Source organism: Ruegeria sp. MALMAid1280, assembly GCF_049195285.1.
GTDB lineage: Bacteria > Pseudomonadota > Alphaproteobacteria > Rhodobacterales > Rhodobacteraceae > Ruegeria.
The window spans coordinates 444,627-470,928 of the sequence record NZ_JBMIRT010000059.1 but is presented as its reverse complement, the minus strand read 5'-3'; the positions used below and the strand labels follow the sequence as shown (position 1 = coordinate 470,928).

27 protein-coding genes and 1 pseudogene are annotated in these 26,302 nt (G+C 57.4%); 22 read left to right on the top strand and 6 right to left on the bottom strand.

Annotated elements, in window-relative coordinates; all coding sequences use genetic code 11:
- The first annotated feature begins 137 nt into the window (after window positions 1-137).
- Entirely contained in the window at window positions 138-1,055 is a 918-nt protein-coding gene (locus ACOQFT_RS19220) for a LysR family transcriptional regulator (protein ID WP_421599469.1), read from the top strand.
- Here the strand turns inward: ACOQFT_RS19220 and ACOQFT_RS19215 are convergent.
- Together ACOQFT_RS19215 and ACOQFT_RS19210 are read right to left on the bottom strand one after the other, a co-directional pair.
- Window positions 1,001-2,020 carry an ABC transporter ATP-binding protein gene (locus ACOQFT_RS19215; RefSeq protein WP_421599468.1) on the bottom strand — a complete coding sequence of 340 codons (1,020 nt, stop codon included), beginning with the start codon at window positions 2,018-2,020 and terminating at the stop codon, window positions 1,001-1,003. The genes ACOQFT_RS19220 and ACOQFT_RS19215 overlap by 55 nt on opposite strands.
- Window positions 2,021-2,063: 43 nt before the next feature.
- Entirely contained in the window at window positions 2,064-3,005 is a 942-nt protein-coding gene (locus tag ACOQFT_RS19210; RefSeq protein ID WP_421599467.1) for an ABC transporter ATP-binding protein, read from the bottom strand.
- On the opposite strand from ACOQFT_RS19210, the gene ACOQFT_RS19205 reads away from it, so the two are divergent.
- From ACOQFT_RS19205 to ACOQFT_RS19190, 4 genes are read left to right on the top strand one after another with little or no spacing between them, the layout of a single operon-like run.
- Window positions 2,954-4,879, top strand: a complete 1,926-nt coding sequence (locus ACOQFT_RS19205) for an ABC transporter substrate-binding protein (protein ID WP_421599466.1) — start codon at window positions 2,954-2,956, stop codon at window positions 4,877-4,879. The genes ACOQFT_RS19210 and ACOQFT_RS19205 overlap by 52 nt on opposite strands.
- 11 nt (window positions 4,880-4,890) lie before the next feature.
- Complete coding sequence (locus ACOQFT_RS19200; RefSeq protein ID WP_421599465.1) at window positions 4,891-5,898, top strand: ABC transporter permease; 1,008 nt, start codon at window positions 4,891-4,893, stop codon at window positions 5,896-5,898.
- Window positions 5,895-6,824 (top strand): ABC transporter permease, encoded by a 930-nt coding sequence (locus tag ACOQFT_RS19195; RefSeq protein ID WP_421599464.1) that lies wholly within the window; start codon window positions 5,895-5,897, stop codon window positions 6,822-6,824. Before ACOQFT_RS19200 ends, ACOQFT_RS19195 begins: the two co-directional genes overlap by 4 nt.
- Before the next feature lie 8 nt (window positions 6,825-6,832).
- The gene (locus tag ACOQFT_RS19190) at window positions 6,833-7,939 is read left to right on the top strand and encodes an agmatine deiminase family protein (protein WP_421600069.1); all 1,107 of its coding nucleotides are present in this window, start codon (window positions 6,833-6,835) and stop codon (window positions 7,937-7,939) included.
- A gap of 83 nt (window positions 7,940-8,022) precedes the next feature.
- On the opposite strand, the gene aguB is transcribed toward ACOQFT_RS19190, so the two are convergent.
- A complete protein-coding gene (gene aguB, locus ACOQFT_RS19185; RefSeq protein ID WP_421599463.1) occupies window positions 8,023-8,904 on the bottom strand; it encodes an N-carbamoylputrescine amidase in 882 nt (293 codons plus the stop codon).
- Between the two features lie 5 nt (window positions 8,905-8,909).
- A complete protein-coding gene (locus tag ACOQFT_RS19180; RefSeq protein ID WP_421599462.1) occupies window positions 8,910-10,280 on the bottom strand; it encodes an aminotransferase in 1,371 nt (456 codons plus the stop codon).
- Between the two features lie 184 nt (window positions 10,281-10,464).
- On the opposite strand from ACOQFT_RS19180, the pseudogene ald reads away from it, so the two are divergent.
- Together ald and ACOQFT_RS19170 are read left to right on the top strand one after the other, a co-directional pair.
- Window positions 10,465-11,579 (top strand): annotated as a pseudogene (gene ald / locus ACOQFT_RS19175) (alanine dehydrogenase).
- 104 nt (window positions 11,580-11,683) lie between these two features.
- Window positions 11,684-12,139: an ABC transporter ATP-binding protein gene (locus ACOQFT_RS19170; RefSeq protein ID WP_421599461.1), complete on the top strand. Its 456-nt coding sequence runs from the start codon at window positions 11,684-11,686 to the stop codon at window positions 12,137-12,139.
- Window positions 12,140-12,148: 9 nt separating this feature from the next.
- Here the strand turns inward: ACOQFT_RS19170 and ACOQFT_RS19165 are convergent, their stop codons facing one another.
- A complete protein-coding gene (locus ACOQFT_RS19165; protein ID WP_421599460.1) occupies window positions 12,149-12,862 on the bottom strand; it encodes an IS6 family transposase in 714 nt (237 codons plus the stop codon).
- 96 nt (window positions 12,863-12,958) lie between these two features.
- Window positions 12,959-13,543: a DNA-binding response regulator gene (locus tag ACOQFT_RS19160; protein WP_421599459.1), complete on the bottom strand. Its 585-nt coding sequence runs from the start codon at window positions 13,541-13,543 to the stop codon at window positions 12,959-12,961.
- 376 nt (window positions 13,544-13,919) lie between these two features.
- Between ACOQFT_RS19160 and ACOQFT_RS19155 the strand changes: the two genes are divergently transcribed.
- From ACOQFT_RS19155 to ACOQFT_RS19085, 15 genes are all read left to right on the top strand, one after another.
- Window positions 13,920-16,352 carry an ATP-binding protein gene (locus ACOQFT_RS19155; RefSeq protein ID WP_421599458.1) on the top strand — a complete coding sequence of 811 codons (2,433 nt, stop codon included), beginning with the start codon at window positions 13,920-13,922 and terminating at the stop codon, window positions 16,350-16,352.
- Entirely contained in the window at window positions 16,349-16,939 is a 591-nt protein-coding gene (locus tag ACOQFT_RS19150) for a DUF4255 domain-containing protein (protein WP_421599457.1), read from the top strand. The genes ACOQFT_RS19155 and ACOQFT_RS19150 overlap by 4 nt, the downstream gene beginning before the upstream one ends.
- Window positions 16,936-17,655: a hypothetical protein gene (locus tag ACOQFT_RS19145; protein ID WP_421599456.1), complete on the top strand. Its 720-nt coding sequence runs from the start codon at window positions 16,936-16,938 to the stop codon at window positions 17,653-17,655. Before ACOQFT_RS19150 ends, ACOQFT_RS19145 begins: the two co-directional genes overlap by 4 nt.
- A 24-nt stretch (window positions 17,656-17,679) precedes the next feature.
- On the top strand, window positions 17,680-18,774 hold the full coding sequence (locus ACOQFT_RS19140) for a hypothetical protein (protein WP_421599455.1): 1,095 nt from the start codon (window positions 17,680-17,682) through the stop codon (window positions 18,772-18,774).
- 12 nt (window positions 18,775-18,786) lie between these two features.
- Entirely contained in the window at window positions 18,787-20,313 is a 1,527-nt protein-coding gene (locus ACOQFT_RS19135) for a phage tail sheath family protein (RefSeq protein WP_421599454.1), read from the top strand.
- Between the two features lie 27 nt (window positions 20,314-20,340).
- The gene (locus tag ACOQFT_RS19130) at window positions 20,341-20,784 is read left to right on the top strand and encodes a phage tail protein (protein ID WP_421599453.1); all 444 of its coding nucleotides are present in this window, start codon (window positions 20,341-20,343) and stop codon (window positions 20,782-20,784) included.
- Window positions 20,785-20,799: 15 nt separating this feature from the next.
- Window positions 20,800-21,144, top strand: coding sequence for a hypothetical protein (locus tag ACOQFT_RS19125; RefSeq protein WP_421599452.1), 345 nt, complete (start codon window positions 20,800-20,802; stop codon window positions 21,142-21,144).
- Window positions 21,141-21,329 carry a DUF6760 family protein gene (locus ACOQFT_RS19120; protein ID WP_421599451.1) on the top strand — a complete coding sequence of 63 codons (189 nt, stop codon included), beginning with the start codon at window positions 21,141-21,143 and terminating at the stop codon, window positions 21,327-21,329. The genes ACOQFT_RS19125 and ACOQFT_RS19120 overlap by 4 nt, the downstream gene beginning before the upstream one ends.
- 6 nt (window positions 21,330-21,335) lie before the next feature.
- Window positions 21,336-21,761: a phage tail protein gene (locus tag ACOQFT_RS19115; protein ID WP_421599450.1), complete on the top strand. Its 426-nt coding sequence runs from the start codon at window positions 21,336-21,338 to the stop codon at window positions 21,759-21,761.
- Between the two features lie 1,226 nt (window positions 21,762-22,987).
- Window positions 22,988-23,182, top strand: coding sequence for a hypothetical protein (locus ACOQFT_RS19110; protein ID WP_421599449.1), 195 nt, complete (start codon window positions 22,988-22,990; stop codon window positions 23,180-23,182).
- 9 nt (window positions 23,183-23,191) lie between these two features.
- A complete protein-coding gene (locus ACOQFT_RS19105) occupies window positions 23,192-23,857 on the top strand; it encodes a LysM peptidoglycan-binding domain-containing protein (protein WP_421599448.1) in 666 nt (221 codons plus the stop codon).
- Window positions 23,835-24,941 carry a phage late control D family protein gene (locus tag ACOQFT_RS19100; protein WP_421599447.1) on the top strand — a complete coding sequence of 369 codons (1,107 nt, stop codon included), beginning with the start codon at window positions 23,835-23,837 and terminating at the stop codon, window positions 24,939-24,941. Before ACOQFT_RS19105 ends, ACOQFT_RS19100 begins: the two co-directional genes overlap by 23 nt.
- The gene (locus tag ACOQFT_RS19095; RefSeq protein WP_421599446.1) at window positions 24,938-25,585 is read left to right on the top strand and encodes a phage baseplate assembly protein V; all 648 of its coding nucleotides are present in this window, start codon (window positions 24,938-24,940) and stop codon (window positions 25,583-25,585) included. The genes ACOQFT_RS19100 and ACOQFT_RS19095 overlap by 4 nt, the downstream gene beginning before the upstream one ends.
- 1 nt (window position 25,586) lies before the next feature.
- Entirely contained in the window at window positions 25,587-25,889 is a 303-nt protein-coding gene (locus tag ACOQFT_RS19090; protein WP_421599445.1) for a PAAR domain-containing protein, read from the top strand.
- Window positions 25,890-25,893: 4 nt separating this feature from the next.
- A complete protein-coding gene (locus ACOQFT_RS19085) occupies window positions 25,894-26,298 on the top strand; it encodes a GPW/gp25 family protein (protein ID WP_421599444.1) in 405 nt (134 codons plus the stop codon).
- Window positions 26,299-26,302 lie beyond the last annotated feature (4 nt).

The window sequence follows — 26,302 nt, the reverse complement described above, 5'->3', positions numbered from 1 at the left end:
TGAAATCCGGCTTGTTTTGGTGTTTGCCGCTGCACGTGTGACTCCGATCTTCAATGGCTGTGTCTTGTTTGGAGTCTATTCATTAGATACAGTGATGGACAAACTCGTAATTCTTGGAAAATCCATTAGTATAGCTCATGAATAATCCCTATCGCCTCCTCCCACCGCTTGGATCGCTTGTAGGATTTGAAGCGGCGGCGCGCCTGGGAAGCTTTTCGCAAGCAGCGGATGAGCTGAACGTGACCCAGTCCGCGATTTCCCACCAGATTCGAACGTTGGAAACACATCTGGAGCAACCCTTGTTTCACCGCGTTGGGCGCGGCATCGAACTTACTGATGCCGGTAGAGATCTGTATCGAACGAGTTTGGAGGCGCTGGAAACCGTACGTCAGGGCGTTCAGCGGCTTGATGCGTACTCAAAACCAGGGACAGTGGTCGTGCAGATTCTGCCGGTCGTTGCCGCCAGTTGGTTCATGCCCAGATTGGCTGAACTCAAATCATCAAATCCGGAAGTGGAGCCATGGCTGTATACAGGCGAGCTGACAGCCGAACTGGTCGAGACGGAATATGACATCTCATTTCGTTACGAACCGCCGCAAATTCCGGATGAAATAGGGGCCCAATTTCTCTCAGAGCGGCGTGTTCCACTATGCACCCCAAGCCTACTAGAGACGTTTCATAGCACCCCTGAAACCACCCCCCTTATTCATGATGAAGAGCCGGATGATTGGCAAACCTGGTACATTCGTGCCGGACTATCGCGTGAAAACTACTCAGCGGGTTTAAATTTCTCCGATCCCGTTTATGCACTGGATGCTGCCGCGCAAGGTCTCGGCGTCTATCTGGGAAACCCCGATCTGGCAGCGCCGTGGTTGGAAAAGGGGCAGTTGTGTAAGGCAGGCGAACACGTACTGGAAACCGGCCGGGTCATGTACATCGTCACCCAGGATCGTGACCTGCAACGACCCGCTGTACGGGCCTTGTGGGACTGGCTGATGGCTCACGCCCCTTCGGCACACACGGCCACATCTTCGGGAAAAAAACAAGCTGACTGACGATCGTCGGCTTGATCAACCAGTTTTGGAACCTCCGAACGACATCGCGCAGGACGGCCTTTTTGCTCATACAACCAGCAGCGCGTGTGAAACGGGCAACCAGACGGTATAGCATCGTGCGAAGGCACATCGCCCTTCAAAACAATCGGCTTTGATCGCGCCTTGTTCTTGGCCTTAACGCGTGGCACTGCCGACATCAGCGCGGCTGTATAAGGGTGCTTGGGATTGGCAGACAGAGCTTTGGATGGACCAGTTTCCACAATCTCCCCCAGATACATGACGGCGATACGTTGGCAAAGATGGCGCACAACTGAAAGGTCGTGGCTGATGAACAGCATTGCCATGTTCTCCTGAGTGCGCAGTTCATCCAGAAGGTTCAGGATTTGCGCCTGAACTGACACATCAAGCGCACTGACCGGCTCATCTGCCACAATGATCGACGGGCTGTTCGCAATGGCCCGTGCGATCGCGATGCGCTGCCGCTGACCGCCGCTGAAGTGTTGGGGAAACCGCGCTGCGTGCTGCGGATTCAGCCCAACCCGCTCAAGCAACGCCTGAACACGGTCCTTTTCGTTGTTCCGATCTGCCGTTTTCTGAATGCGAAACGGTTCGGCCAACGTATATCCAACGGTTTTTCGAGGATGCAGCGAGGAATATGGATCCTGGAACACCATCTGCACCTGTCGCGCCAATTTGCGTCGGTCAGCAGGCTTGGTGGTATCAAGAGCTTCACCGTTAATCACCAAAGACCCGCTCGACTGCTCGACAAGGCCAACAATCGCTTTTCCCAAAGTCGTTTTTCCACTGCCGGACTCACCGATCAAGCCGAGCACTTCTCCGGGGTTTACGGACAAAGTGATGTTATTGAGGGCTCGAAATGTGGAAGGTGCCTCAAAAAACCCTCGTGGCGCAGATGACGCGAACTCGACCGACAGGTTTTCTATGTTGAGTGCTGGGTTAGTCATGCGGTCTTCCTCTGAGGTGTCGTCCCGCTGCGCAAGTGGCACGCTACCAGATGATCACTCTATCAATCATGACTTGTGGCGGTGTCGCTTCGGCACAGGCGTCTACGGCTTCCCGGCAACGATCCCGGAACGCGCACCCCGAAGGGCGCTCCCAAATTGAAGGAGGCGCGCCAGGGATCGGAGTGAGCCGGTCCTGATCCGTATCCAGTGAAGGATGCGCGCCGAGAAGACCAATCGTGTATGGGTGTTGAGGTGTCTCAAGCACCTGTTCGGTAGGCCCGCGTTCCACGTCCCGGCCCGAATAAAGCACGATAACTTCGTCGCTCATTTGCGAAACGACGCCCAGATCATGAGTAATCAAAACGACCGCCATATCGAGGTCCCGAGAGAGAGCCTTAAGCAAATCGAGGATTTGCGCCTGAATGGTCAGGTCCAGTGCCGTTGTTGGTTCATCTGCAATCAGCAATCGGGGTTTGAATACAATCGCCATCGCAATCATCACGCGCTGTCGCTGACCACCGCTAAGCTGATGTGGATAGCGCTTGAGCATTCCCTCCGGGTCGGGCATTCCCACCTGGGACAACACCTCGACGGCGCGGGACCGTGCTTCTTTCGCAGGTTGCTTGCGGTGGGCCTGAACACATTCGATAATCTGGTCTCCGATCCGCAAGACAGGGTTGAGGCTGCTCATGGGATCTTGGAAAACCATCGCAATTTCAGTACCCTGCAGATCGCGTAGTTTCTTTTGTGATAGCTGTAGAAGATTTTGGCCGTCAAATTCAACAGCTCCGGAAACACTGAGAGACCGCTGGTCCAGCAGCCCCATGATTGCCATGGCAGCTGTGCTTTTTCCTGAACCGCTTTCTCCTACGATACCAAGACATTGGCCACGGTTCAGTTTAAATGACAACCTGTCCACGATGGGTGCAGCGTGTGATCCGCTACCGACTGATACGGACAGGTTATCTACTCGCAATAGTTCCATTCGTATTGGTGTTCCTATGCCGTGAATCCGGTTCAGAAAAGCTCGGTCAAGACGGCATTGAATCTTGGCCGCCGTCTCTTTTTATACATTTCAGCGTTACGCGAATGTGCCCCTTATGTGGTATCGACAGGTCGGACGGCAAACTGCGACGCTGGCTTCTATCAAAAAACACAAACCGCGATGCATCCGCTCGTTGGAAGAACTTTAGGGAGCCAGCCATGACCAAACCCACACCGACACGACATTCGCCACAGTTCCGGTTGCCACGCCGATCATTCCTTGCCGGGGCGTGTTCAATGGCGGCGATGGCATTCGCCCCAACAGGTCGCGTGTGGGCGGACACCGCTGCAAAAGCACCCGACATTGGCGCGCGCGATCCCAAAACGCTGGTTGTTCTGGTCGATGCCACGGTCGAGAATCTGGACCCGGCAACGAATATCGAGTGGGCTTATGGGTTGCGCCCGATCTACGAAACCCTGACGATCCTGGATGGAAGCGATACTCTTTCGGTCAAACCTGCGCTGGCAGAGGCCTGGGAAGCCAATGAAGACAACACAAGCTGGACGTTCACGCTGGTCGATGGCGTGACATTTCACGATGGCACGCCGTTCAATGCAGAAGCCGTGAAAAAAGCGGTGACCCGGATGGTGCTGCATCCTGCCGGCCTCGCAGGAACCTGGCAGCTTGACGATCCCGAGACACAGATTGTCGTCGTCGATGACAGGACCGTCCGCTTTGATTTGGGAGAGCCGCGCCCCTTCTTCGACAGACAGGTTAGCTCGCAATACGGGTTCTGGATAGCCAGCCCGACTGCTGCAGAAGCCAATTCCAAGGGCGATGATGACATGGGCTCGGAATTTCTTCAGTCCAATCCTGTCGGTACGGGTCCTTATAAGCTGGAGAGCCTAAATCCAGGCCAAGACGCCACCTTTGTTGCGAACCCGGACTATCGTGGCGGATGGGATCATCCACATTTCGAGCGTGTCATCACCAAGACGATGCCGGTGTCAGCGACGCGCAGACAACTGTTGGAGACCGGTGAGGCTGATATGACGCTGGCGATGGAGCCGGAAGACATGGTGGCCCTGCGTGACGATCCGCGGTTCAAAATGATCGACGCCCCCACCTTTACGGTTCAATACGTGGCGTTTGCTACAGATGGTAAGCTTGCTGATCCAAAAGCAAGGCAAGCAATCAGCCATGCGTTTGATCACGACGCATATATCGAACAGGTAACCCTTGGCACGGCAGACAAGCCGACATCGGTCTTCCCCACCCAAATGCAGGGGCTCGATGGCAATGACCGATTGCTACCATTCGATCTGGATCGCTCCCGGGCATTGCTTGAAGAGGCAGGCATCGCTGAAGGCACCGAACTCACGATGGCCTATTACGCGGGCTTCGGAGATATCGAAGGTCAGTTGCTGCAGGCCTGGTTATCTGAGATTGGCATCGACCTGAAACTTCAGGAGTTGTCTTTCTCGGCCTATCTCGATGTGTTCTTCGGCGAAGGTGAAGCTGAGGAGCGCCCGGATCTCTTCTACTTCTCCTGGTGGCCGAACGTCGATCACCCTTACAGCTTTGCCTGGGGTCTGTTTAGCGGAGACGCAGCAACTTATGACGGCAATGCGGGTCGTTATGCCAATGATGAGGCGACGGCGTTGATCGACGAGCTCCGCAATCAGGTCATGACCGAGGATATGGCGGCCAAGTTCAAACGCCTTGCAGATATTCTGACAACCGAGGACCCTGCCTGGCTTCCGATCCTTCAGGAACGCGCGCAATTCGTGTCGCGAAATGACATCGAAGGCATTGAGAACAATCCGATCTATGTTGCGACGCTGGATATGTACAACCTGTCGCGCGGCAACTGAGAGGTAAGCGAATGCTTCGTTTCATTCTCCGCCGCGCAGTCGCAACAACGATCCTGATCGGCGGAGTCGTACTGATGACATTCGCGCTCGCCCGCCTTTTGCCGGGCGATCCCGCGCGGCTGATCGCCGGTGCCCGCGCCGATGCTGACGCTGTGGCAGCAGTCAGGGAACGCCTGGGACTGGATGACCCAATTGGCACGCAATTTCTGACCTATTTAGGCAACGTCATGGAAGGTGACTTTGGCCGTTCTGTTGTCACACGCCGTCCGATATCCGAAGACATTGTCACCTTTTTTCCGGCAACGCTGGAACTAGTCACTATGGCGGCCTGCATCTCACTTATTCTTGGTGTCCTCTTGGGTGTTCTGGCTGCCGTGCGCAGTGGCACACCTTCGGACGTTGGCGTACGCGGCGTGGCCGTACTGGGCCTGTCTGTGCCGGATTTCTGGTTGGCATTGGTCTTCCAGCTGCTGTTTTTCGCAACGCTTGGCCTTTTGCCGTTTGGGGGTCGTCTGGGAACCGGTGTCACACCTCCGGATTTTGTGACGGGTTTCATGACACTCGACAGCCTTCTGGCCGGTCGGTTTGACCTGTTTGTCGATGCGCTGAAGCACATGATCCTTCCAGTTACCGTTTTGGCCATCCCTTCAATGGCAATCACGATCCGCGTCGTTCGCACCACAATGCTTGAGGTTCTGTCGCAGGATTTCATCCGAACAGCGCGATCCAAAGGCATTCGGCCGGTTCGCGTTTACTTGCGGCATGCTCTGCGTAACGCGCTTTTGCCGATTGTGACGATTTTTGGTCTGAACACGGGTCTCTTGATCTCAGGAGCAGTGTTCATTGAGTTGATCTTCGATTGGCCGGGATTAGGCCGTTACACAGCCAACGCAATCGCGTCTTCGGACTACAACGCAATCATGGCAATCACGCTTGTCGTTTCGATTGCCTACACCTTGATCAACTTTTTGGTCGACCTCAGCTATTCGCTGCTCGACCCGCGGGTGAAACTCTCATGAGCTCAGATACCAACTTGATCCGCCGAGGCCAAAGAACGCGATTTCCGGGCAGCGAACGTGCAGCACAGATTGTCAGGTTTGCAACATCTTCTGGTCAGGCCTTTCTAGCCGTCTGCATCGTCTCGTTTATCGTCGTCGTCTCGGTTTCTGCCTTTTTCGCTTATCTTCTGGACGTACATGTCACCGCCTTCGATCCGCTAAAGATGAACATCATGGCGCGGCTCGAACCGCCGAGCAGAGAACACTGGATGGGCACGGACAAGATCGGGCGAGACATGCTTGCTCGGGTCGTTGCCGGATCATGGATATCGCTGTCGGTTTCGTTTGCGGTCTTAGCTGTGGCATCTGTAGTCGGCACTTCAGTCGGTCTGGTAGCGGGTTACGTCGGCGGATGGGTCGACGAGGTGTTGATGCGGGTTACAGATCTGTTTCTGGCGTTTCCGGCATTGATTTTGGCTGCGGCGATAGCCGCGAGCTTTGGTGGCGGCATGGTCTCAACCACCGTCGCTTTGGCAGCGGTTTTCTGGCCCTGGTACGCCCGACTTATCCGCAGCCGTGTGCTTTCCCTAAAAGAACAGGAATTTGTCGCGGCCAGCCGTTGCCTTGGAGCTTCGCATACGCGCCTGATCTTCACATCGCTGCTGCCGATGGTGTGGCCACTTGTGATCGTGCAAGCAACGACGGATGTGGGGTTCGTCATTTTGGCGGCCTCAGGCCTGTCTTTTCTGGGATTGGGGGCACAGGCGCCCACTCCGGAATGGGGAGTTATGATTTTCGAAAGCCTGACTCACCAACCCGCTTCCTGGTGGCTTGCCGTTTTCCCAGGGGGCGCAATTGCGCTGGTCGCCATTGGTTTCAACCTATTGGGTGACTCTTTGCGCGATCATTTGGATCCATCTCTCGGGGCATCGGAGGCCGGAGTATAGTGAAACACATGAACAGGCGGTTCTTTTTAGGCGCAACCGCATCTTTAAGTTTGGCGTCGCCAAGTTGGGCTAGGAAGGACAAACAAGTGGACTATAGTCAGACGGGCGCAACAATCGTCGAAGGGGCTGGTGGCTCGGATGGCTATTACTTCCCTGCTGAATGGGAAAAGCACGAGCGGACCTTGATGCAATTCCCATCCCCCCAGAACTGGCACCGCCGTGATCTGGAGGATGCCCGACGGGAATGGGCGGAAACCGCAAATACCATCGCCGAGTTCGAACCTGTGACGATGGCGGTTCGTAGGCAGGATCTCAAAATCGCCAGAAGCATGCTCAGCGGCCAGATCGAGCTGGTCGAAATGCCGCTTAACGACGCCTGGTCGCGCGACAGCGGCCCGATGATCCTGAAAAACGCTTCAGGTGATCGTCGCGTTGCGGGGTTCACGTTTAATGGGTGGGGCAAGAAATTCCCTCCGTATCGTGACGATCAGCTTGTCAAAGGAAGACTCGCTGCCAAGCTGGATATGCCGATGTATCAGAGCAATCTGGTGGTTGAAGGAGGGGCAGTTGCGTTTGATGGGCAGGGAACCGTCCTGACCACCGAAGAGTGCCTGCTGAATCGCAACAGAAACCCCGGTTGGACCAAGGCTGAAATCGAAGACGAACTACGGGCCCAACTCGGCGTCACGAAGGTCTTGTGGCTGTCTCGGGGTCTGACACCGGACCCGATTACCGACGGTCACATTGATGGAATAGCGGCGTTTGCAGCACCTGGCCTGGTCTTGCTGCACACAACCGACGATCCGAGCGATCCGAATATGCAAATCACGCAGGAGGCTCGGGCCATCCTCGAATCCGCGACTGATGCAACAGGCCGGAAACTAGACGTGGTTGAGATTCCGTTGACCAGTTTTGATGTCGTCCACATGAACTTCTACGTCTGCAATGGTGCGATTATCGTGCCCGTCTCGGGGCGCCGGTCGGAAGACGATGAGCCGCTTGGGATTTTGCGCGAAGTGTTCCCGCGTCACCAAGTCAAAGGTGTTTCGGGAAGGATGATCGGCGGCGGTGGCGGCGGCGTCCACTGTATTACGCAACAGGTGCCAGCCGTCTGATTCATTTCAGACCAGCGAACCGAAAAAAAGGGGACCGCATTGCGGTCCCTTTGAGTTTTGGCGAGTTTGTGAGTGGTAGCCGCTTATTGGCCCTGCGCAGTAATCCCATCCAAGCTGCGCAAAGCTTTGTACATATTTGGTCTCCGATCCCGGAAAATACCCCAATTGTCGCGGTAAGCATTGGCGGCATCCAGATCCACGCTCGCGGTGATCACGGCTTCTGTGGAGCGATCCGCGTCCGCAAGTATTTCACCGGTATATCCAGCAATAAAAGATGTTCCATAAAACTGACCTTCCGTCTTCCCCTGAGTTTCATGGCCGACACGGTTAGAGGCCACAAGCGGCACCATATTCGCCGCTGCGTGCCCTTGCATTGTCCGACGCCAATGCTCACTGCTGTCGAGTTCCGGATTCTTGGGCTCAGATCCGATCGCGGTCGGGAACATCAGAATTTCGGCACCTTGCAATACCAGGCTACGAGCCGTTTCTGGAAACCACTGATCCCAACAAACACCGCACCCAACGCGACCGTACCTAGTTTCGACAACTTGGAACCCGGTGTCGCCTGGACTGAAGTAGAATTTCTCCTCATATCCGGGAGCTTGCGGAATATGCGTTTTGCGGTAATTGGTGAGAACTGAGCCGTCTGCGTCAATCACTGCTAGCGAGTTGTACCGTGTCAGACCAGCGCGTTCGTAATATGACACTGGAAGGACCACATCCAACTCATTCGCCAGCGCACCAAAGTGGCTTACCACCTTGCTGTCTTCAAGCGTGCGCGCCATCTCAAAGTATCGAAGATCCTGTTCCAAACAGAAGTACGGCGTTTCGAACAGCTCTTGCAAAAGAATGACTTGCGCACCAGCGTCGGCGGCCTGCCGGACGAGTCCTTCGGCTCTGGCAACGTTGTCGTCAACGTCCCAACTACAGGACATCTGCGTGGCGGCGAGAGTGATGTTTCGCATGCCGATTACCTTTCTGCCTGAAATTCAGTGATGCTCTCGCTGATTGCGCCGACTATCTCGTCGCATTGTTCTTTTGAAATAATCAGTGGGGGCGACAACACAATCCGGTCGCCCACCGGCCGAACAATCACGCCGCGCTCCATACATTTGCGGAACACGTGATGCCCGGCGTTAGCACCGGCATCCATCGGTGCTTTGCTCGACTTGTCGCTTACCAAGTCTATTCCCATCATCAGGTGGCTTCCGCGCACATCTCCGACAATCGGCAGGTTCAGAAGCGACTTTGCGGTCTCTTGGAGGTAAGGCCCGACTTCGCGCACGTTTTCGAGCAGGTTTTCACGATCCATGATTTCGATGTTTTTCAATGCCGCAGCACAGGCGACTGGATGCCCAAAGTAAGTCAGCCCCATCGACAGCAGGCCGCCTTCGCATTGTGGTTTCGCTATAACATCGTAGACCTTGGTTGAAATCAGAGTGGCGCCCAAAGGAATGTAGCCAGAGGTCAGGCCTTTGGCGCAGACCAGGATATCTGGCTGGTAGTCAAACATTGTTTCTGACGCGAACCATTCACCCAGCCGCCCAAACGCAGTCACGACCTCGTCAGCGATGTAAAGCATGTCGTAGCGCTTGCAGACCTCCCACATACGTTTGTGGTACCCCTCAGGTGCGACCAGCACACCGCCAGCGCCCATGATGGGTTCAGCAATAAAGGCTGCTACATTGTCGGGACCCAGCTGCTGGATGCGTGCCTCGAATTCGCGAACGAGGTAGTCGCAGTAATCAGCGTCGCTCCAACCATCCGGCTTGGCATAAAGATTGGCTTCAGACACGTGGGTTATGAAGTCTTCTCCAATCCGGTCGAACCCGTGTTTTGTCCCGTGAATTCCGGTGAGCGATGCGGCGACATAGGTTGCGCCGTGATAGCCGTTTTGACGGGAAATAATCTTCTTCTTTCGATGCTGGCCCTTCTGATCGAAATAGAAATGAACCAGCCGAATGGCGGCATCATTCGCTGTTGAGCCGCCACATGTGTAGTAAACATGGTTCAAGTCACCCGGGGCAAGCTCTGCGAGTTTCGCACCCAGGTTGGCCGCAGGAACGTTGGAGCTGTGACCAAACGGGTTGTAGTACTGCATGTTCATGACCTGCTCGGCGATGGTGTCCGCCATCTCCTTGCGACCATGCCCAATGTTGACGCACCACAGCCCGGCAATGCCATCCAACAAGCGGTTGCCCTCAGTATCGCTCACATGCATTCCTTCGGCGCATTCGATTATCTGGCTGCCTTCCTTCGAGAATGTTGAGAAATCGGTATAGGGATGGATGAGGTGCGCGCGATCTTGTTCAAAAGCGGCGTTTCGATCGAGGGTGGTCATCGTAGACTCCATGAATGCTTGTGCGCCATTCGGCTGATTTCTAAGATCAGCATCGGCTAACGACCGTGCCCAACACAGTCCCCCACACGTGGTATCGACGCGACCAGAGACCTCCATCTAGGTAGCTGCCCAATGACCCACAGAGTGTGTCTGGGGAAGAATCCGTTCAGCAAAGGTGGCGATAATGAAGGTGGGAGTGCCTACAGAAATCAAAGCAAACGAACATCGTGTAGGGCTGACGCCCGCTGCGGTCAGCGAGTATGTGGCCGCAGGCCATGAGGTCATTGTCCAATCCTTGGCCGGGGTTGGCATCGGGGCAAGTGACGAGACCTATCGTGCTTCCGGTGCCATAATCGCTGATACAGCCGAAGAAATCTTTGCCACCGCGGACATGATCGTGAAGGTCAAGGAACCCCAGGCGTCCGAGTATAGCCAACTGCGTGAAGGGCAAATCCTATACACCTATCTCCATCTGGCACCTGATCCTGAGCAAACCAAAGGTTTGCTTTCATCGGGTTGCACGGCGATTGCTTATGAATCCTTAACCGATGCCGATGCGACCTTGCCTTTGCTTGCTCCGATGTCCGAAGTCGCTGGCCGTCTTTCCATCCAAGCCGCAGCGAGCGCACTGGAAAAGCACAACAATGGCGAGGGTCTGCTACTTGGTGGCGTGCCTGGTGTGAAACCTGCCGAGATTGTCGTGATCGGCGGCGGTGTTGTAGGCACCAATGCTGCCAAGATGGCCGTCGGGTTGGGAGCTCAGGTTACAATTTTGACCGCTCACTAGAGCGTCTTCGTCAGTTGGATGACTTGTTCGATGGGCGAGTTCATACTGTCTATCCCACCAAAGCGGCGTTGGCCGATGCAGTGGCGACTGCAGATGCCGTAGTCGGTGCGGTTCTCATACCCGGCGCGGCAGCACCACGCCTGGTAACACGGGATATGCTGGCCACGATGAAAGAAGGCGCGGCGCTGGTCGACGTCGCCATTGATCAAGGTGGGTGCTTTGAAACGTCGAAGGCGACGACGCATGAGAACCCGACCTACGTTGTTGACGGCGAGGTTCACTACTGCGTCGCCAACATGCCTGTGGCGGTTCCCAAAACATCCAGCTACGCATTGAACAATGCCACGCTGCAACACGGGTTGGCGCTGGCGAATAACGGTCTCGCGGCATTAGATAACCCCTTCCTTCTGCAGGGTCTGAATGTGCACGATGGCAAGCTGACGCACAAAGCAGCCGCTGACACCCTTGAGTACGGATATTGCGACCCAGGAGAAGCGTTGAAATGCGCATGAGGTAGATGCGGCCCTCTGAGCCCTACCAACAAAGGGTGATTCAAGGGCCGCGCACCCTCTGCCAAACTCAAGCAGCTTTGCCAATCCAGATGAGAGATGAGTCTTTGACCCCAGCAATTCAGGCAATTGATATTTGCAAAAGCTATCCGGGTTCACCACCGGTAGAGGCCCTGAAGAATGAATCGTTGTCTATCAACGACAACGAGTTTTTCACTCTGCTTGGGCCATCGGGATGCGGCAAGACAACCTTGTTGCGGTTAATCGCAGGGTTTGAAGATCTCACCTCGGGTGAGCTGCGGCTTTACGGCGAGGATATCTCATCGATGCCGCCGGAGAAGCGGCCCATCAACACCGTGTTTCAGCACTATGCGCTGTTTCCACACATGGCCGTTGTTGAAAACGTGGCTTTCGGCCTGCGCCGCAGAGAAACGGATGTTGCTCAGGCGCAAAAGACTGCGCTTGAAATCCTGGATTTGGTGCAAATGTCCCAATTCGCCAATCGGCGGCCCTCACAATGGTGCTGTCAGACAAATTCGAACCAGTCTCAGCTAAGCCAATAGAACTGCCCTTTAAGCCGCACCAAGTTCGCGCCACTCGGCAAGAGCGGCGGTGCGTGTCAGCTTGAAGGTGTCTCGGCTGGTGAGAGATCGCTCCTGATTGGAGTGGTTGTAGACGGAAGAATGAACAGCGGCGAACTTCTGCAGACTTCGCATCCGCCTGAACCACTGCATCGCGCGTTCTCGTCGTCGGAATGGGAGGTGGGAGTTCTCAACTCGATTGTTGAGCCACCTTCCCGTCTGTTGTTTTTCTAGCGCTCCCATTTCTTTGAGTGCCGCCTTGTAGGATGCAAATCGGTCGGTCACGATCTCGACCGCCGTGCCGTGTCGCTTCATCAATTTCTTAAAGAATTTCAGTGCTGAAGCTTTGTTTCGGCGTTTGGTGACAACGGCTTCTAGCACCTCGCCTTCATGATCCACAGCCCGCCAAAGATAATGCCGCTTGCCATTCACCTTCACGAAAACCTCGTCCACGTGCCACTTCCATTTAGAGAACGCACGCAGCTGCTGAACGCGCTTTCGTCTGATCTCAGCAGCAAACACCGGGCCAAACCTGTTCCACCAATAACGGACAGTTTCGTGGCTCACGTCGATGCCTCGCTCGTGCAGCAGATCTTCAACATTCCGAAGCGAGAGCGGGAATCGGATGTATAGCTTCACCGCTAGACGGATGATCTCGGGATTGGTTTTGAAGTACTTAAAAGAGGCAGGTCTGGCCGTGGGCAAAAGCTAAGAAAGCCCCCTGCCCGTCTCAACCAAAGTTCTTCTGACAAGACCATTCGAACCGGTCTCAGGTTAACCTATGCATCGACGCCGAAATGTTCAGGCGGAATGCTCCAACCAGGGCTCGCTGCGCAGACGGGCAATGGCCTCGCTGCGCTTCTGAACACGCAGCTTTGACAGCACGCTATGCACATGCGCCTTGACGGTCGACACGCTGATACCGAGCGTCCGCGCGACCTCCTTGTTCGACTGGCCCCGCCCGATCAGTCTGAGCACCTCTGTCTCCCGCTTGGTGAGGGGACCTGCCGTGGCCTGAGCATCGCCGATGCGCCGCAATCTAAGCTCCATCAAAAGGCGTGTGATAATCCTTGGGTGGCAGATCGTCTCGCCGCGCAGTGCCATCCGCATCAATCCGCGCAACTCCTCCACTGAGGCGTGGCGCGGAATGTAGGCGATAAACCCCGCCTCGGCACAGGCGATAACCTGCCGGGGCACTTCCGGCACGGCCAAGGCAATGACTGGCACGTCGGGGCAAATCTGGGCACAGCAACGCGCCTCGTTCAGAGCTGTTTTGTGAGTAACGTCAAACAGGATCAGGTCCGGTTCGCCGGTGCCGATGGTTTCTGAGAACTCCTCCAGCGCGGAACAGGCAATCGCCGATCCAACCTCAGGTAGCGATCCCAATGTCACCTCTAAGGCCTCCCCAAAGAGACGAACATGTGAAAACACTATGAGTTTCATACCAATTATTCGTTTTGAACGGTTCTATGGTGTAACGCGACGCCTTTTGTCACGCTGACTGGGCGGGTAGAATCCATCCCCGGATGCCCTTAATGGTACTAAAAATGCGCGAAAATATCCACACCTGGTTGTAAGAACGCTGCCGCGTTCGCTCTGTGCTGCCCTTCGACGCGTACATCAGCAAGCAAGACTAGATCCACAAACCGCGAAGGGACTAGACCCTTTCTAGACCGCCGGGTCGATCCTCCGGTCAATAACGCCAGAACACGCTTCGTGGCACGCTGAAATCTTACCCATCCTCCGCCCAAGGAGTTCCGGCGTGACCCGCATCGTGATAGCCGGGCGCGAGGCTAACATGTTCTGGCAGAGCATGAACCGCCTGATGCAGTCCGACGACAAACTGGACGAGCAATTTCTAGACTCTCTTGCCGAGTTGTCATCGGATGACAACAGCGAACAGTTCGACGTGGCCATTGTGCCATGGTCTCGGGTCGATGACGGCAATCCTTGGCTCGAGAGGCTAGGCCGGCCGAATTGCCGAGCCGTAATCGGGCTCGACGGCACCACCAACGAGGCTGCTTTATGGACCCGCGAGATCAACCACGATCTGCTGCGCAAATTGGCCGAACTGTTCGGTGGAGCGCTTGCTGCCTCGAAGTCCGATACTCTGTCAGATCCGCATATGCTCGGCACCCCTTCTGCAGACCGGTCGCGTCCCCGCAGAGTTCTAACCTGGGCAGAATTGTTGGTGCGATCGCATCTGACCGAACTGCCCCAGGGGTCTGAGACCGACAGCACCGCCATTCCCGGCTGGACCGCTGGCCTAGGTCAAGTACGCGCCCTCTTGGGAGCTGAAGCCGGCGAGACCCGAACCAGTCTGCAGGACATGCTTTCCGACAGCGAAGCGCAATCCGGCGCAGATGATCCCTTGATGATCTCGGACAAGGCTGGCTTGAGCGTGCTGGATCGCCGCATTTTGGCTTTGTCGCTGGCACCGGAACTCGATGGCCGCTTTCAGATCGCCTATGGCTACCTGCACAATGATCTGACCCGTGGCTATGCCTCAGAGGCGGTTCTGGCACGGTTACTCTCGGGCATCGGCGCAGATGCGGTTGCGATCATGGAGGCCGTGCGCTCTGGCCCGCTGGCCCAGCTTGGATTGGTAGAGGCCGAGATCGGCGCTGAAAGCAGGACTGGTCCCGAATCTTCCTTAAGGGTGCCCTGCGAGCTTGTGGCCGCACTGGTCCAGGGCGCGATACGCGAAGACGCGCTTGGCCCCGCGCTGAGCATGACAGCAGCCTCGGGCGTGCCTGTGCAACACACCCGTGCCACGCAAGAGCTGTTGCAGGCGATATCCAGCGAGGCCAGCGGGCTGATCCAATTGGTCGGGGAACGACCGACCGGAGACTGGGCAGCTGGCGTTCTAGAGGCATCTGGCCGCCGCACGCTCCGGGTGGATTTGACCCAGCTTGAGGCCGAGAGCAATGAGGCGCTGAACAAGGCGGCTGGCCAGATCGCCCGCATCGCGTTGCTGAGCGACGCGGTACCTCTGTTCGAAGGAGCGCGGACCGGGGGCGGTCCACTGGCGGATCTTCTGATGGCCCGAACCGACCGCGCGATGGTTGATCTGAAGGATCCCTGGGCCCCCGCCGCCCGTCGCGTCGCCCACATTCTCCGCCCATTCGCCGAGAAACGACCCTTGGCTGCCGTCGACTGGCAGGAAACGGCGCGCCTCAATGGCTTTGAGATATCCACCTCCGATGCCGAGGAAATGGCCGCCACCCGTCGTGACGACCCGGTGCTGGCAGCAGCGGTTTGCCGCTACCTGGCTGGCAAGCCCGCCGAACTGGAACAACTGCGCGCTGCTGCGCGAATGCTAAGCGCACCGCCCGAAGGTGGGCTGGTGCGTCGCATTGAGCCCAATTTTAGGTGGGATGACATCGTTCTGGCTCAGGACCGACTGCAATCCCTGAAGCAGATCCCGCAACAGGTGCGCCACGCCGCGAAGGTCCTCCATGATTGGGGATATGACGCCCGCATGCCTTTAGGTCAGGGGGTCACGGCGCTGTTTGCGGGGCCGAGTGGCACCGGCAAGACTATGGCCGCCCGGATTATCGCAGCCGATCTTGGGGTCGAGCTGTTTCAGGTGGATTTGGCCAAGACCGTTTCAAAATACATTGGCGAGACGGAAAAGCATCTCAACACCGCCTTTGCGGACGCCGAACGCGCCAGCGCCGTTCTGTTATTCGATGAGGCCGACGCGCTGTTCGGCAAGCGCACCGAGGTCAAGGACGCCCATGACCGGTATGCCAATGTCGAAGTCGCCTATCTTCTGCAACGCCTCGAAGAGTTTCGCGGCGTCGTCATCCTGACCACCAATTTCAAGCAAAATATGGACAGCGCATTTGTACGGCGGCTGCGCTTCATCGTGGACTTCCCCGCGCCGGATGCAGCCCAGCGTTTGGATATGTGGAAGCGCGCGGCACCCTCGTCTGCGCCGGGTTGGGCCGATCTTGACTTTGAGTTCCTTGCTGAACGGTTCCAACTGACAGGCGGGCATATTCAGCAGATCGCAGTACACGCGGCATTTCTGGCCGCCGATGACGCTCCGGCCGCAGGCGACAGCGATGGGAAGATTGAGATGCCCCATGTGCTGCGAGCCACACGGCTGCAGCTTTTGAAGCTAGGCATGACCTCGGCCGGCAACACACTGCCCGAAGACGGCTGTCTGAAAAATATGAGGTTGGCATGAGCGCGAACGCTATCGCAATGATGACAGAGGCGCTTAGGAGCGTGTTGGAGGCAACAGTCTCGGGCACAGTTTTCACCGGACCGCCGTCGGATAGTCAGGCAGGTTCTGCGACGGCATCGCTTTTCCTGTACCATCTGGAACCCAATGCGGATCTTCGCAATTCGCCCTATCTGGATGGCTTGCGAAGCCGTGGCGCTCCCGGAACCGGCGAACCTGAGGGCAATCCACCGTCGGCAGCCATCCCGTTCGATCTGCGCTATATCATCAGCGTGTCGCGCGAGCCTGGGCTCGCACCCGGCAGTTCGCCCAACGAGCTAATAACCCTTGGTCAGATAATCCAGGCACTGCACGCAACACCGGTTCTGACCGGTGCAAAACTTCCGGGACAAACCGTGCGCGTCACACCCGATCCTGTCTCTATGGAAGAAATCAGCCGCGTCTGGAGCCTGTTCCCGGAAACACCCTATCGCACCTCCATAGTCTATCTGGCCACGCCCGTCTTTGTGGATGCGGACGAGGCTCTGTTCGGCCAGCGCGTGCTCGAAGTGACACGCAGCGCAGGACGCCTTGAGGAGGCCTCTTCATGAACGTTTTGCGGATCATCCATCTAGACGAGCCGCTACCCCTTGAGACGGTGGTGTTCGCCATTGCGCCATTGGACAGTTTCACCCGCGCGATCGTGCGCGGCCCGGTGACCGCGCAAATCGAAGCCCATGGGGCAGTTGCCAAGCGGAACCTCTCTGGCCTGTTGGTCTTTGTCGAGCGCGCTGTTCCGGGCGGCGACCCGATGCTGCCCGTTGAGCCCCGTTACAGTGTGAAAATAACGGCGCGACAGGCGGGGTATTTCGATCAAAGGATTGAGGTCGACCGCCCTTCACCTGACGTGATGGACAGCCAACGTTTGATTGAGGTGCCAATGCACCGGATCCCGTCGGCGCCTTTTACCATTGAGACATCTTTAGTGCGCGGTGTGGTTCTTATCGATAGAGCGCCCGTGAATGGTGCCGATGTGGGCGCTGTGGTCTCGAATGACGCTCCGGACCCTGATGATGTGCTGCCCTTTCGCACCCGCACCGACACCCAGGGCGACTTCGCTCTTCCGCTGCGGTTGCCGGATCAGACTCCGGGCCAGACCGGTACCGCATCTGCCCATTTCTGGTTTCGCATCACAGCCCCCGACGCGCCCGCCGTGATGCTGAAGCGCCAAGTAAGAGACGGTCAGCAGTACAGCTTTGGCCTGCCGATCGATCTCGCTGACGGCGCCCCGCCACTAGTACCGCTGCTCGTGCCGAGCAGGCCCTGACACTTTGATTAGGAGCGAAAACTGATGAACACCCAGTCAAACCAAAGCAATTCCGGTTCCGGCAAGAATGAAGAAAATGAGACTTGCGGCTCGCTCGAAGACCAGGTTGAGAAACTGAATACAAGCGCTGCGGCCGGTGCGTTCGATAAGACCGCCCAGGCCAAGTTGACCGACATCGCAAAAGGCGCGGATGCGGCCCTGCAGAAATACAAAGACCCGGCCAATGGATATGATGCGCTCGTTCAGCGCTGGAGGAAGCAACACGAGCGGGTGGAGAAAATCCGCGAGCATCTTCAGAACTGCTATCCGGACTGGGACTACATGCTTAAAGAATGCGTCTGTTGCACTGTCATCCAGCCGCTGGCCGATATGCGCAAGCAACTGCGTAAAAAGCTCGGCAAATGTGAGATCGCGCTGGATGACGCCGCTTACTGCTTCACCGAGGCTGAGGCCCAACTTGATGCCTGGAAAGATATTACCGGCTGGCTCAAGAAGCGCATGGACACCAACGACGAACTGATCGAGGAAATCTGCAAGCTCGACAAATGCGAAGATCACGGCTTTGCGCTGTACATCTTCTTCTTCGAACTCTTGCGTCAACACAGCCGGCTAATGCCCTGCGAGACCTGCACGGAAGACCGCTATGATCCTGTGCGCTGGTACTGCTGTGTCGATCTGGACCCCTGCTGTGATCTTACCGGCTATCCCTGGCTGATAGATCCGGATGAATACAAGGACAAGCTGGGCGAGGCCGCCTGCAACTGGCGTAACGCCGGAAAGGCCAAAGCAGAAGCCGAAGCAAATCTCGCGTGGATCGATGAATTACGCAAACAGCTGGGTGAAGACAGCAAGCCTGAGAACAGACGCGCCAAGGCCAAGCAGTATCTCAAGGATTGCAAGCCCGGCACAAACGGCGGCAGGTCTGACGACGAGCCCGGGGACGACTGCGAGGAAGACCCCGATCCGAAGCCGAAGAAAGACGAATGTCACAAGCCCGACGAAAAGGACGATGACTGCAAGGAACCTCCGACGTGTGAGGAGGAGGACGAGAAGGACCAAGATAAAGACAATGAGCCCGACCCGTCCTGCCCCACCCCTACCCAACAGCAATCCACCTAAGGAACCAACGCCATGCCCGAATATCTCGCCCCCGGCGTCTATATCGAAGAGATCGAGCGCGGCCCCAAGCCTATCGCGGGTGCCGCAACAAGCACGGCCGCCTTTCTGGGAGAAACGGAACGCGGCCCGGTACGCCCCCGGCTGGTCACAAGCTACAATGACTATCTGCGCCTGTTCGGAGATGTCTTCGCTGCCGGCAAATACATGCCCTACGCAGTCAAGAGCTTCTTCGATAACGGCGGTCGTCGCTGCTACATAACCCGCATCGTCGGTGGTAATGCTCAAAGCGCCACGGCCACCATCGACGCCTACAGCGTCACGGCACTGGGCCCGGGTGACGCGGCCAACCGGATCTTCATGCGGCTGGAGCCCGGTACACTAGAGGTCCAAAGCGCGCCGATCGGTTTTCGACTGCGGCTATATTATTGGGACCGTCCCCTGACACAGCCGCCGACATTTGACGACAACGGCAATGTCGAAAGCCTGCCGCCGCCCCTGATCACCGAGGATTTCAACGACCTCACCCTGGACCCCGATCACCCCAACTACTGGGACAAACGGGTGAACAATGGCAATTCATCTCTGGTGACACTGGCTGTCGACGACGGCGCGGCGCTGCCCAATGCTGCAACTACGCAGCAGCTTGCAGATGGCGCGCCGGGTGATCTGCCTGGCACCAACGCGTTTGAGGGCGGTGCGCCCATACCCGAAGATCGCAGGGGGTTGGCTGCACTTAATCTTGACCCATATCGCGAGGTGGCAATCGTGCACGCACCAGGAGCCAGCGAGGATGTCGCCAGGGCGGTCATCACACATTGCGAGCGCAATCGGTTCCGTTTCGCGGTGCTCGACTCCCCGTCGAATTTCGCCAACGCGAACAATCTCGACCCCCGTACCACGATCCAGGACACGCAATACGCTGCCTTCTACTATCCTTGGATTCGTACCAACGATCCCCGGACCGGGGCCCGGGTTACAATCCCTCCGGGCGGTTCAGTCTGTGGTATCTACGCCCAGACCGACAACACTCGCGGGGTCTTCAAGGCTCCAGCCAATGTGGTGGTCTCAGGCGCGCTTGATCTGGAATACGACATCGATCATGGAACGCAGGAGGTGCTAAACCCCCGTGGTGTCAATGTCACCCGGCGCTTCCCGGGCCGGGGCATCCGGGTTTGGGGGGCACGCACCCTGTCGAGCAATCCGCTTTGGCAATATGTCAGCGTGCGCCGCCTGTTCATCTTCATTGAACGCTCAATTTATGACGGTACCCAATGGGTGGTGTTCGAAAACAACGACCAGCGGCTTTGGGAAAGGATACGCCAGACCGTCTCACTATTCTTAAGAACCCAGTGGCGTGAAGGCGCACTGTTCGGAGCCAGTGAGGAAGAGGCGTTTCTGGTCAACGTCGGACGAGACACCATGACCTCCGACGATATCCTCAACGGTCGGCTGATCATTGAAGTCGGCATTGCCCCCGTCCGCCCGGCTGAATTCGTGATCTTCCGGGTGTTCCAGAAAACGCAGGAAGCAAAGGCCTAATGCCTGCCTGACAAAGGAGTCACCGCCATGGCTGAACGCCAAGACCCGCTTCGCAATTTTCGCTACCGGCTTGAGATCGACAGTATCGAGCAGGCCGGCTTTGCGGAAGTCATGATCGGCGATCTTTCGACCGATCCCATTGAGTATCGCGAGGGCGACGAACCCACGACAGTCCGCAAGCTGAACGGGCTGAACAAATACGGCAACATCACACTGAAATGGGGGATTACGGACAGCACCGAACTGGCCGATTGGCACCAGTTGGTGGTGGACGACAACACCCTGCTTGAAGAAGCCAGGCGAACGGTCGTCATCCGCGTGCAGAACGAGGCGGGTGAAGAAAAGGCCGCCTTTGAAATCTTTAAGGCCTGGCCGTGCAAATACGATCCCAGCGACTTTAACGCCAAGGGCAACGAGGTCGCGATCGATACGTTGGAGCTTTGCAACGAAGGTATCCGCCGTATCCAGTAAACCGGAGAACATAACATGGCGTTTCGAACCGAAGTCGAATTCATTTTGCCCAAGGGCTATATCGACGGCGACGGGCAGCTTCACAAAAGCGGGGTCATGCGCCTTGCGACTGCCGCTGACGAAATCCTGCCGCTCAAGGACACCCGCGTACAGCAGAACCAGGCCTATCTGATTGTCATTGTGCTGGCGCGAGTAGTGACCAAACTGGGCTCGGTGCCGGACGTAAACACCAAGGTGATCGAGGGGCTGTTTGCGGCTGATTTGAGCTACCTTCAGGATCTTTACGAGCGGATAAATGATGTCTCGTCCGACGAGGCTGCTACGCCCCAAGAAGAGTTCCGCATTGTGGGGGAAACATGAAGCTCTACCCCACCGCGCAGCTTTATGAAGAGATGGCCTTCATCGCCTATCACTTCCATTGGTCTCATACAGAGCTGATGGAACTGGAGCATCGCGAGCGCCGGCAATGGTGCCGTGAAATTTCCAGCATCAACCGCAAGCTTGATTCTGAGCCCGCGCCGAACAATCCGTTTGCAGGGATATGACGATCCATGACGCGTCCCGATCCATATCGCAGCTTCCGATTCCGGCTTGAGGTTCAGGGTACCCAACTGGCTGGTTTTCAGTCGGTGGGCGGTCTGGAACGGACCACACGGATCGAGCCCTATCGGGAGGGTGGAGTCAATGATTTCGAACATCAACTGGTGGTGCAGACGACTTATCCGCCGCTGATGCTCAAGCGAGGTCTTGTCGATGGCGAACTGTGGGACTGGCATCAGGACGTGATCGACGGGCTTGTCGAGCGGCGTACGGTATCGATTGCACTGATGGACGACGCCGGCAGTGAGGTCTGGCGCTGGATTTGCCTTGACGCATTCCCCAGCAAATGGACTGGCAGCGATCTGGACGCCACCGGCAACGCCGTGGCCATAGAGACCGTCGAGCTTGTTCACCACGGTCTGAGGCGCCAGCAATGAGGCGCCGTTGGTCCCCAGTCGCCCGACCCTTCCGGACCCGTGCTCTGCCTGGTTCTTTGCGCAAGCGTGCGCTGCCTGATCTTCGGTTCCAACCGCTTGCTCTGATCTTTCGCCGGGCACGCAAAAATTGCACCGGGCAGTCGCCGAACTATACCACAATTGAAGGTGCGCGAATAATGGTCGCGCCCCGGCTGCACGTTCAACTACTGCTCTGGAGTGCGACACAGGTTCTTATGCGAACGCCGCAAAACCTTCTGGAAAGCGCGGCAAAATCATCAGGGGCCGTACTGACCGCACCAAAACAACGGCTGTATTTTCCAGCCCCGCGGTTCTTTGAAGGCATGATCTTTCGAAGTTACGGACGGCAATCCCCACACCACGGACGGGCCGAAGTAACCAGAGGTGCAGCAAGCGATTGGCACTCCTTCCCAACGCCAACGCCGTTTCGGTTTAGTTTCCAAAGGTTGTTCTACCCGCACGGCCACCGGCTGCTCTTTAGCGGTCCCGAGCGCCTTGCATCGAACCGAAGTCCACTGACATCCCCTGTTCATTCCGGCTTAGCAGACTGGGCGCAAATCACCTTCGAGCACCGGCAGAGTACTGCAGCGGGATCAGCCGACTGGGTGCAGCCCGCAATGCTTCGATCCCTCCGCATCCTCCGACAAAGACCGCAGCGCGGGGAAACTGATAAAGGGCGTTATGCCGGGAGTTCCCTCGTACCCGCCTCGGTATCGCCACAAGACAGGCGGCGCCAGATCCTTTGGTTGGCACCGCTTCACCGCGCCGGTCTCACGCCGCTGGCGGCGCAACCGGCCGCAATGAGAATTTTGCGTCGATTGACCACTCTTTTCCAAACACCTTGGCCGCGAAACCGCGCACACCTTCGCGTCGCTACGGCGTTGAGTTCATCCCTACATCGCGGCGACGCGGCGCCTGCGCGCCCTGGCGCTCTGACCACCAAAAGGGACGTACCGCGCCTGACTGTGTTTCAGAACGTGACGCCTGCCCGATGGAAACGGCACAGCAATTTGCGGCTGGCTCATATTCACCATTCCAAAACTACCCTAACCCAGCCAAACCGCCCTGTGATGGCGAGGGTTCCAAGCCTTCGCAGTTGGCTCGGAAAGACGCTGCAGCGATTAGAACCTGAGCGGGAGACTCTAAATCAGAAAGCGGTGACTTCCGTGCTTTGGCACCGGCATCGCGCGGCCAGCCCTGCGGACAGCATGCCCCCGCCACCCCCGGCGATGATCCACAGGACGGTGACGTCTCACATACCAGAGTCCCGCCCACCTCCAACGCCCCTGTCCACACCGCAACCGCAGCCGCCTCAGATTGATCTCGACCGCGTCAGCGAAGAGGTGATCCGACAGATCGAACGCCGCGCCCGGATCGAACGCCAACGGCGCGGAATGATGTGAGGAGTCGACATGCCAGAGTTCGCCAAGGCCACCATCACCTTCCTGAAAGGCCGCCGTTCAGGCGAGAGTGTTCCTGTCCTGTTCAATCCATCCGAATACAACCTTGAAATGTCGAGCAACTTCTCTGCGACCTCCCTGCCGGGGCTGAACAACCCGGTTCTGCAATTCGTCCATGGCGAGGCGCAAGTGCTGACCATGGATTTGCTGTTCGATACCTATACCGACCGAGGTGGAGAGGATGTCACCGGTCTGACCGGAGACTTCGCGCAAGCCCTGCTGATTGACGGCGATCTGCATGCCGCGCCACCCGTATTGTTTGCGTGGGGCTCGTTCTCTTTCCAGGCTGTGACCGAGAAGCTTTCGCAGCGCTTCACCATGTTCCTGGACGACGGCACCCCGGTGCGCGCATCGCTTAGCGTGACTTTCAAGCAATACCAGCCGATCCAAGAGCAGCTGCGCAATCCCCGCCGCAACTCGGCAGACAAAAGCACCCGCCACGAGTTTTCCAGCGACGAGACCCTTTGGGCGCTGGCCGCGCGTCATTATGGCGAGCCGCGCTTTTGGCGTCTGATCGCCCGTAACAACCAGATATCCGATCCTCGCCGGGTGCCTTCGGGCACGGTGCTGATCCTGCCACCATTGGAGGACAGCGATGCTGATTCTGCTCGACCGTGAGACCCATTATGGTGATTTCTATGTTCCAGCATTCAGCGTGCGGATGGGCGGCAGGGATCTTGTGCGCGACCGCTTTTTGACGATCCCCAGTGTCGAGGTCGATCTTAAGCTGAAGGCGGCCGGACGGTTTTCTTTCTCGGTGGCCAACGCCTTTGATCTGACAAAGCGAGAATTCGTCGCGGGCGAAGACGGCGCCGAGGTCGATTTGTTGGAACTTTTCCGTCTGGGTGCCGAGGTAGAAATCCGCATGGGCTACGGTGAGCCCGCACGTCTGCCACTTATCATGTTGGGGTTGGTCACAGAGCTTGGCAGCAGCTTCTCCAACGGGGTGCCAGAGCTACGGATCGCAGGTTTCGACAAGCTTTACAAGCTGGGCAAGTCAAACCAACCGCGTCATTGGGAGGACAGCCGCGACAGCGATGTCGTCTCGGATCTGGCCAACCGTCAGGGCATCCGCGCAGATGCTGAGCGCACTGATCCCGAAAAGACGCGGATCGAAAAAGGTCAGGAAACCGATCTGAAGTTCATCGAAAAGCTTGCCAAGCGAAACAGTGCCACATTCTACATGCGCGGCGACCGGATGAAATTCGGACCCCGAAACAATGACCTGGATCAGGTTCTTACGATGGAGTGGGGCAAAGGCCTCCTAAGCTTCGACCCCGAGGCCAATCTGGCCGAGCAGGTATCACGCGTGGAACTGGTCGGCTGGTCGCCGCAGAATGCCCAACCCATCGTCGGACTCTCGGATCGTGGCGATCAGAGCGGTCAGGAAAGCGGGCGGCGGGGTGGCGGAGACCATGTGGCGGAAGCGCTCGGAGAGACCACGCTTTACATCCGCCAGCCTGTGCACAGTCAGGCCGAGGCCGATACACGGGCTCGCGCTGTCCGCGAAGAACGTGCCGAGAAGTTCATCACTGCCAGCGGCGAGTGCATCGGCCTGCCCGAGGTACTGCCCGACACCAATCTGGGCTTGGGTGGGCTCGGGCGCCTGTTTTCGAGGGTCTACTATGTCGAGCAGGCCACTCATGCCATCGGTGCCGACGGATACAAGACCCGGTTCAAGGTACAGGAGACCACGCTATGAGCATGTTATGGTCTGACCCTGACCGCCATGAGGCCGAACGCGAAGCCGACGGTTTCCTCCGTGGCGTGGCGGTCGCTACGGTCACTGATAACCGCGACCCTGACGGACAATCCCGCATCCGCGTTCGCTTTCCCTGGCAGCCTGACGAACAAAGCAGCTTCTGGGCGCGACTGACCATGCCGATGACCGGCGACGACATGGGCACGTACTTTCTGCCCGAAATTGGCGACGAGGTTCTTGTGGCCTTTGAGCGCGGCGAACAGGAACATGCTTTCATAATCGGCGCTCTCTGGAACGGTGCCGCACCCGCGCCCGAAAACAATGGCGACGGCGAGAACAAAACCCGGCTGATCCGCACGCGGGACAAGCACGAGCTGCGCTTTACAGATGATCCCGCTGCGCCCGAGATCGACCTCAAACTCGCCGACGGCAAGCATCTGAAGCTCGACCGCGACGGGGTGGTGGTGGAAGACGCCTCGGGCAACATGCTCACAATCGAAAGCAACAGCGGCGCCATCACGATCAAAAGCACTGGAACCCTGTCCCTGCAATCGACTCAGATCAGTATCGAGGCGGACGCATCGCTGTCGCTTAGCGCTTCGGGAGAAGTCAGCATTCAGGGCGCAATGGTGAGGATAAACTGACATGGGAAAACCTGCCGCCCGCCTCGGAGACCAGACCAGCCACGCCGGTACGCCGCTTGGACCTGGCCCCGGCAGCGTCAATGTGCTGATCGGGGGGCAACCCGCATGGCGCGCTGCATCAGATTTGCATGTCTGTCCGTTGTCGGACGGACCCAAGCCACATGTGGGCGGCGTGGTCGCGGTGGGCAGTACCACGGTGCTGATCAACAATCTTCCAGCGGCGCGCCAAGGTGATCAGGTGATCGAAGCCGGAGCCCCCAATGCCATCCTGCGCGGTGCGCCAACCGTGCTCATCGGAGGGTAGGACCATGACCGAAGAAAAGGAGTTTCTGGGACGGGGCTGGGCCTTTCCAATCGGCACCGACCAAACCACGGGCCAAATTGCCCTGAGCGCCTTCGAGGAAGATGTCCAACAAGCGATCAGGATCATTCTGGAGACCAGCAAGGGTGAGCGCGTCATGCGCCCCGATTTTGGCTGCGGCATCCACGATCTGGTCTTCGATGTGCTGAGCACCGCGACCCTGCGCCGGGTAGAGCTTGAAGTCGACGCCGCCCTGCGCCGCTATGAGGCCCGAATTGATCTTGAAGCTGTTCTGGTGAATGCGGCTGAGGCGGAACGGGGTCGGTTGGATGTGTCCATCGACTACCGGATTCGTGCGACCAACCAGCCAGGCAATTTCGTTTATCCCTTCTATTTCCGGGAAGGAGCGTGAGCGC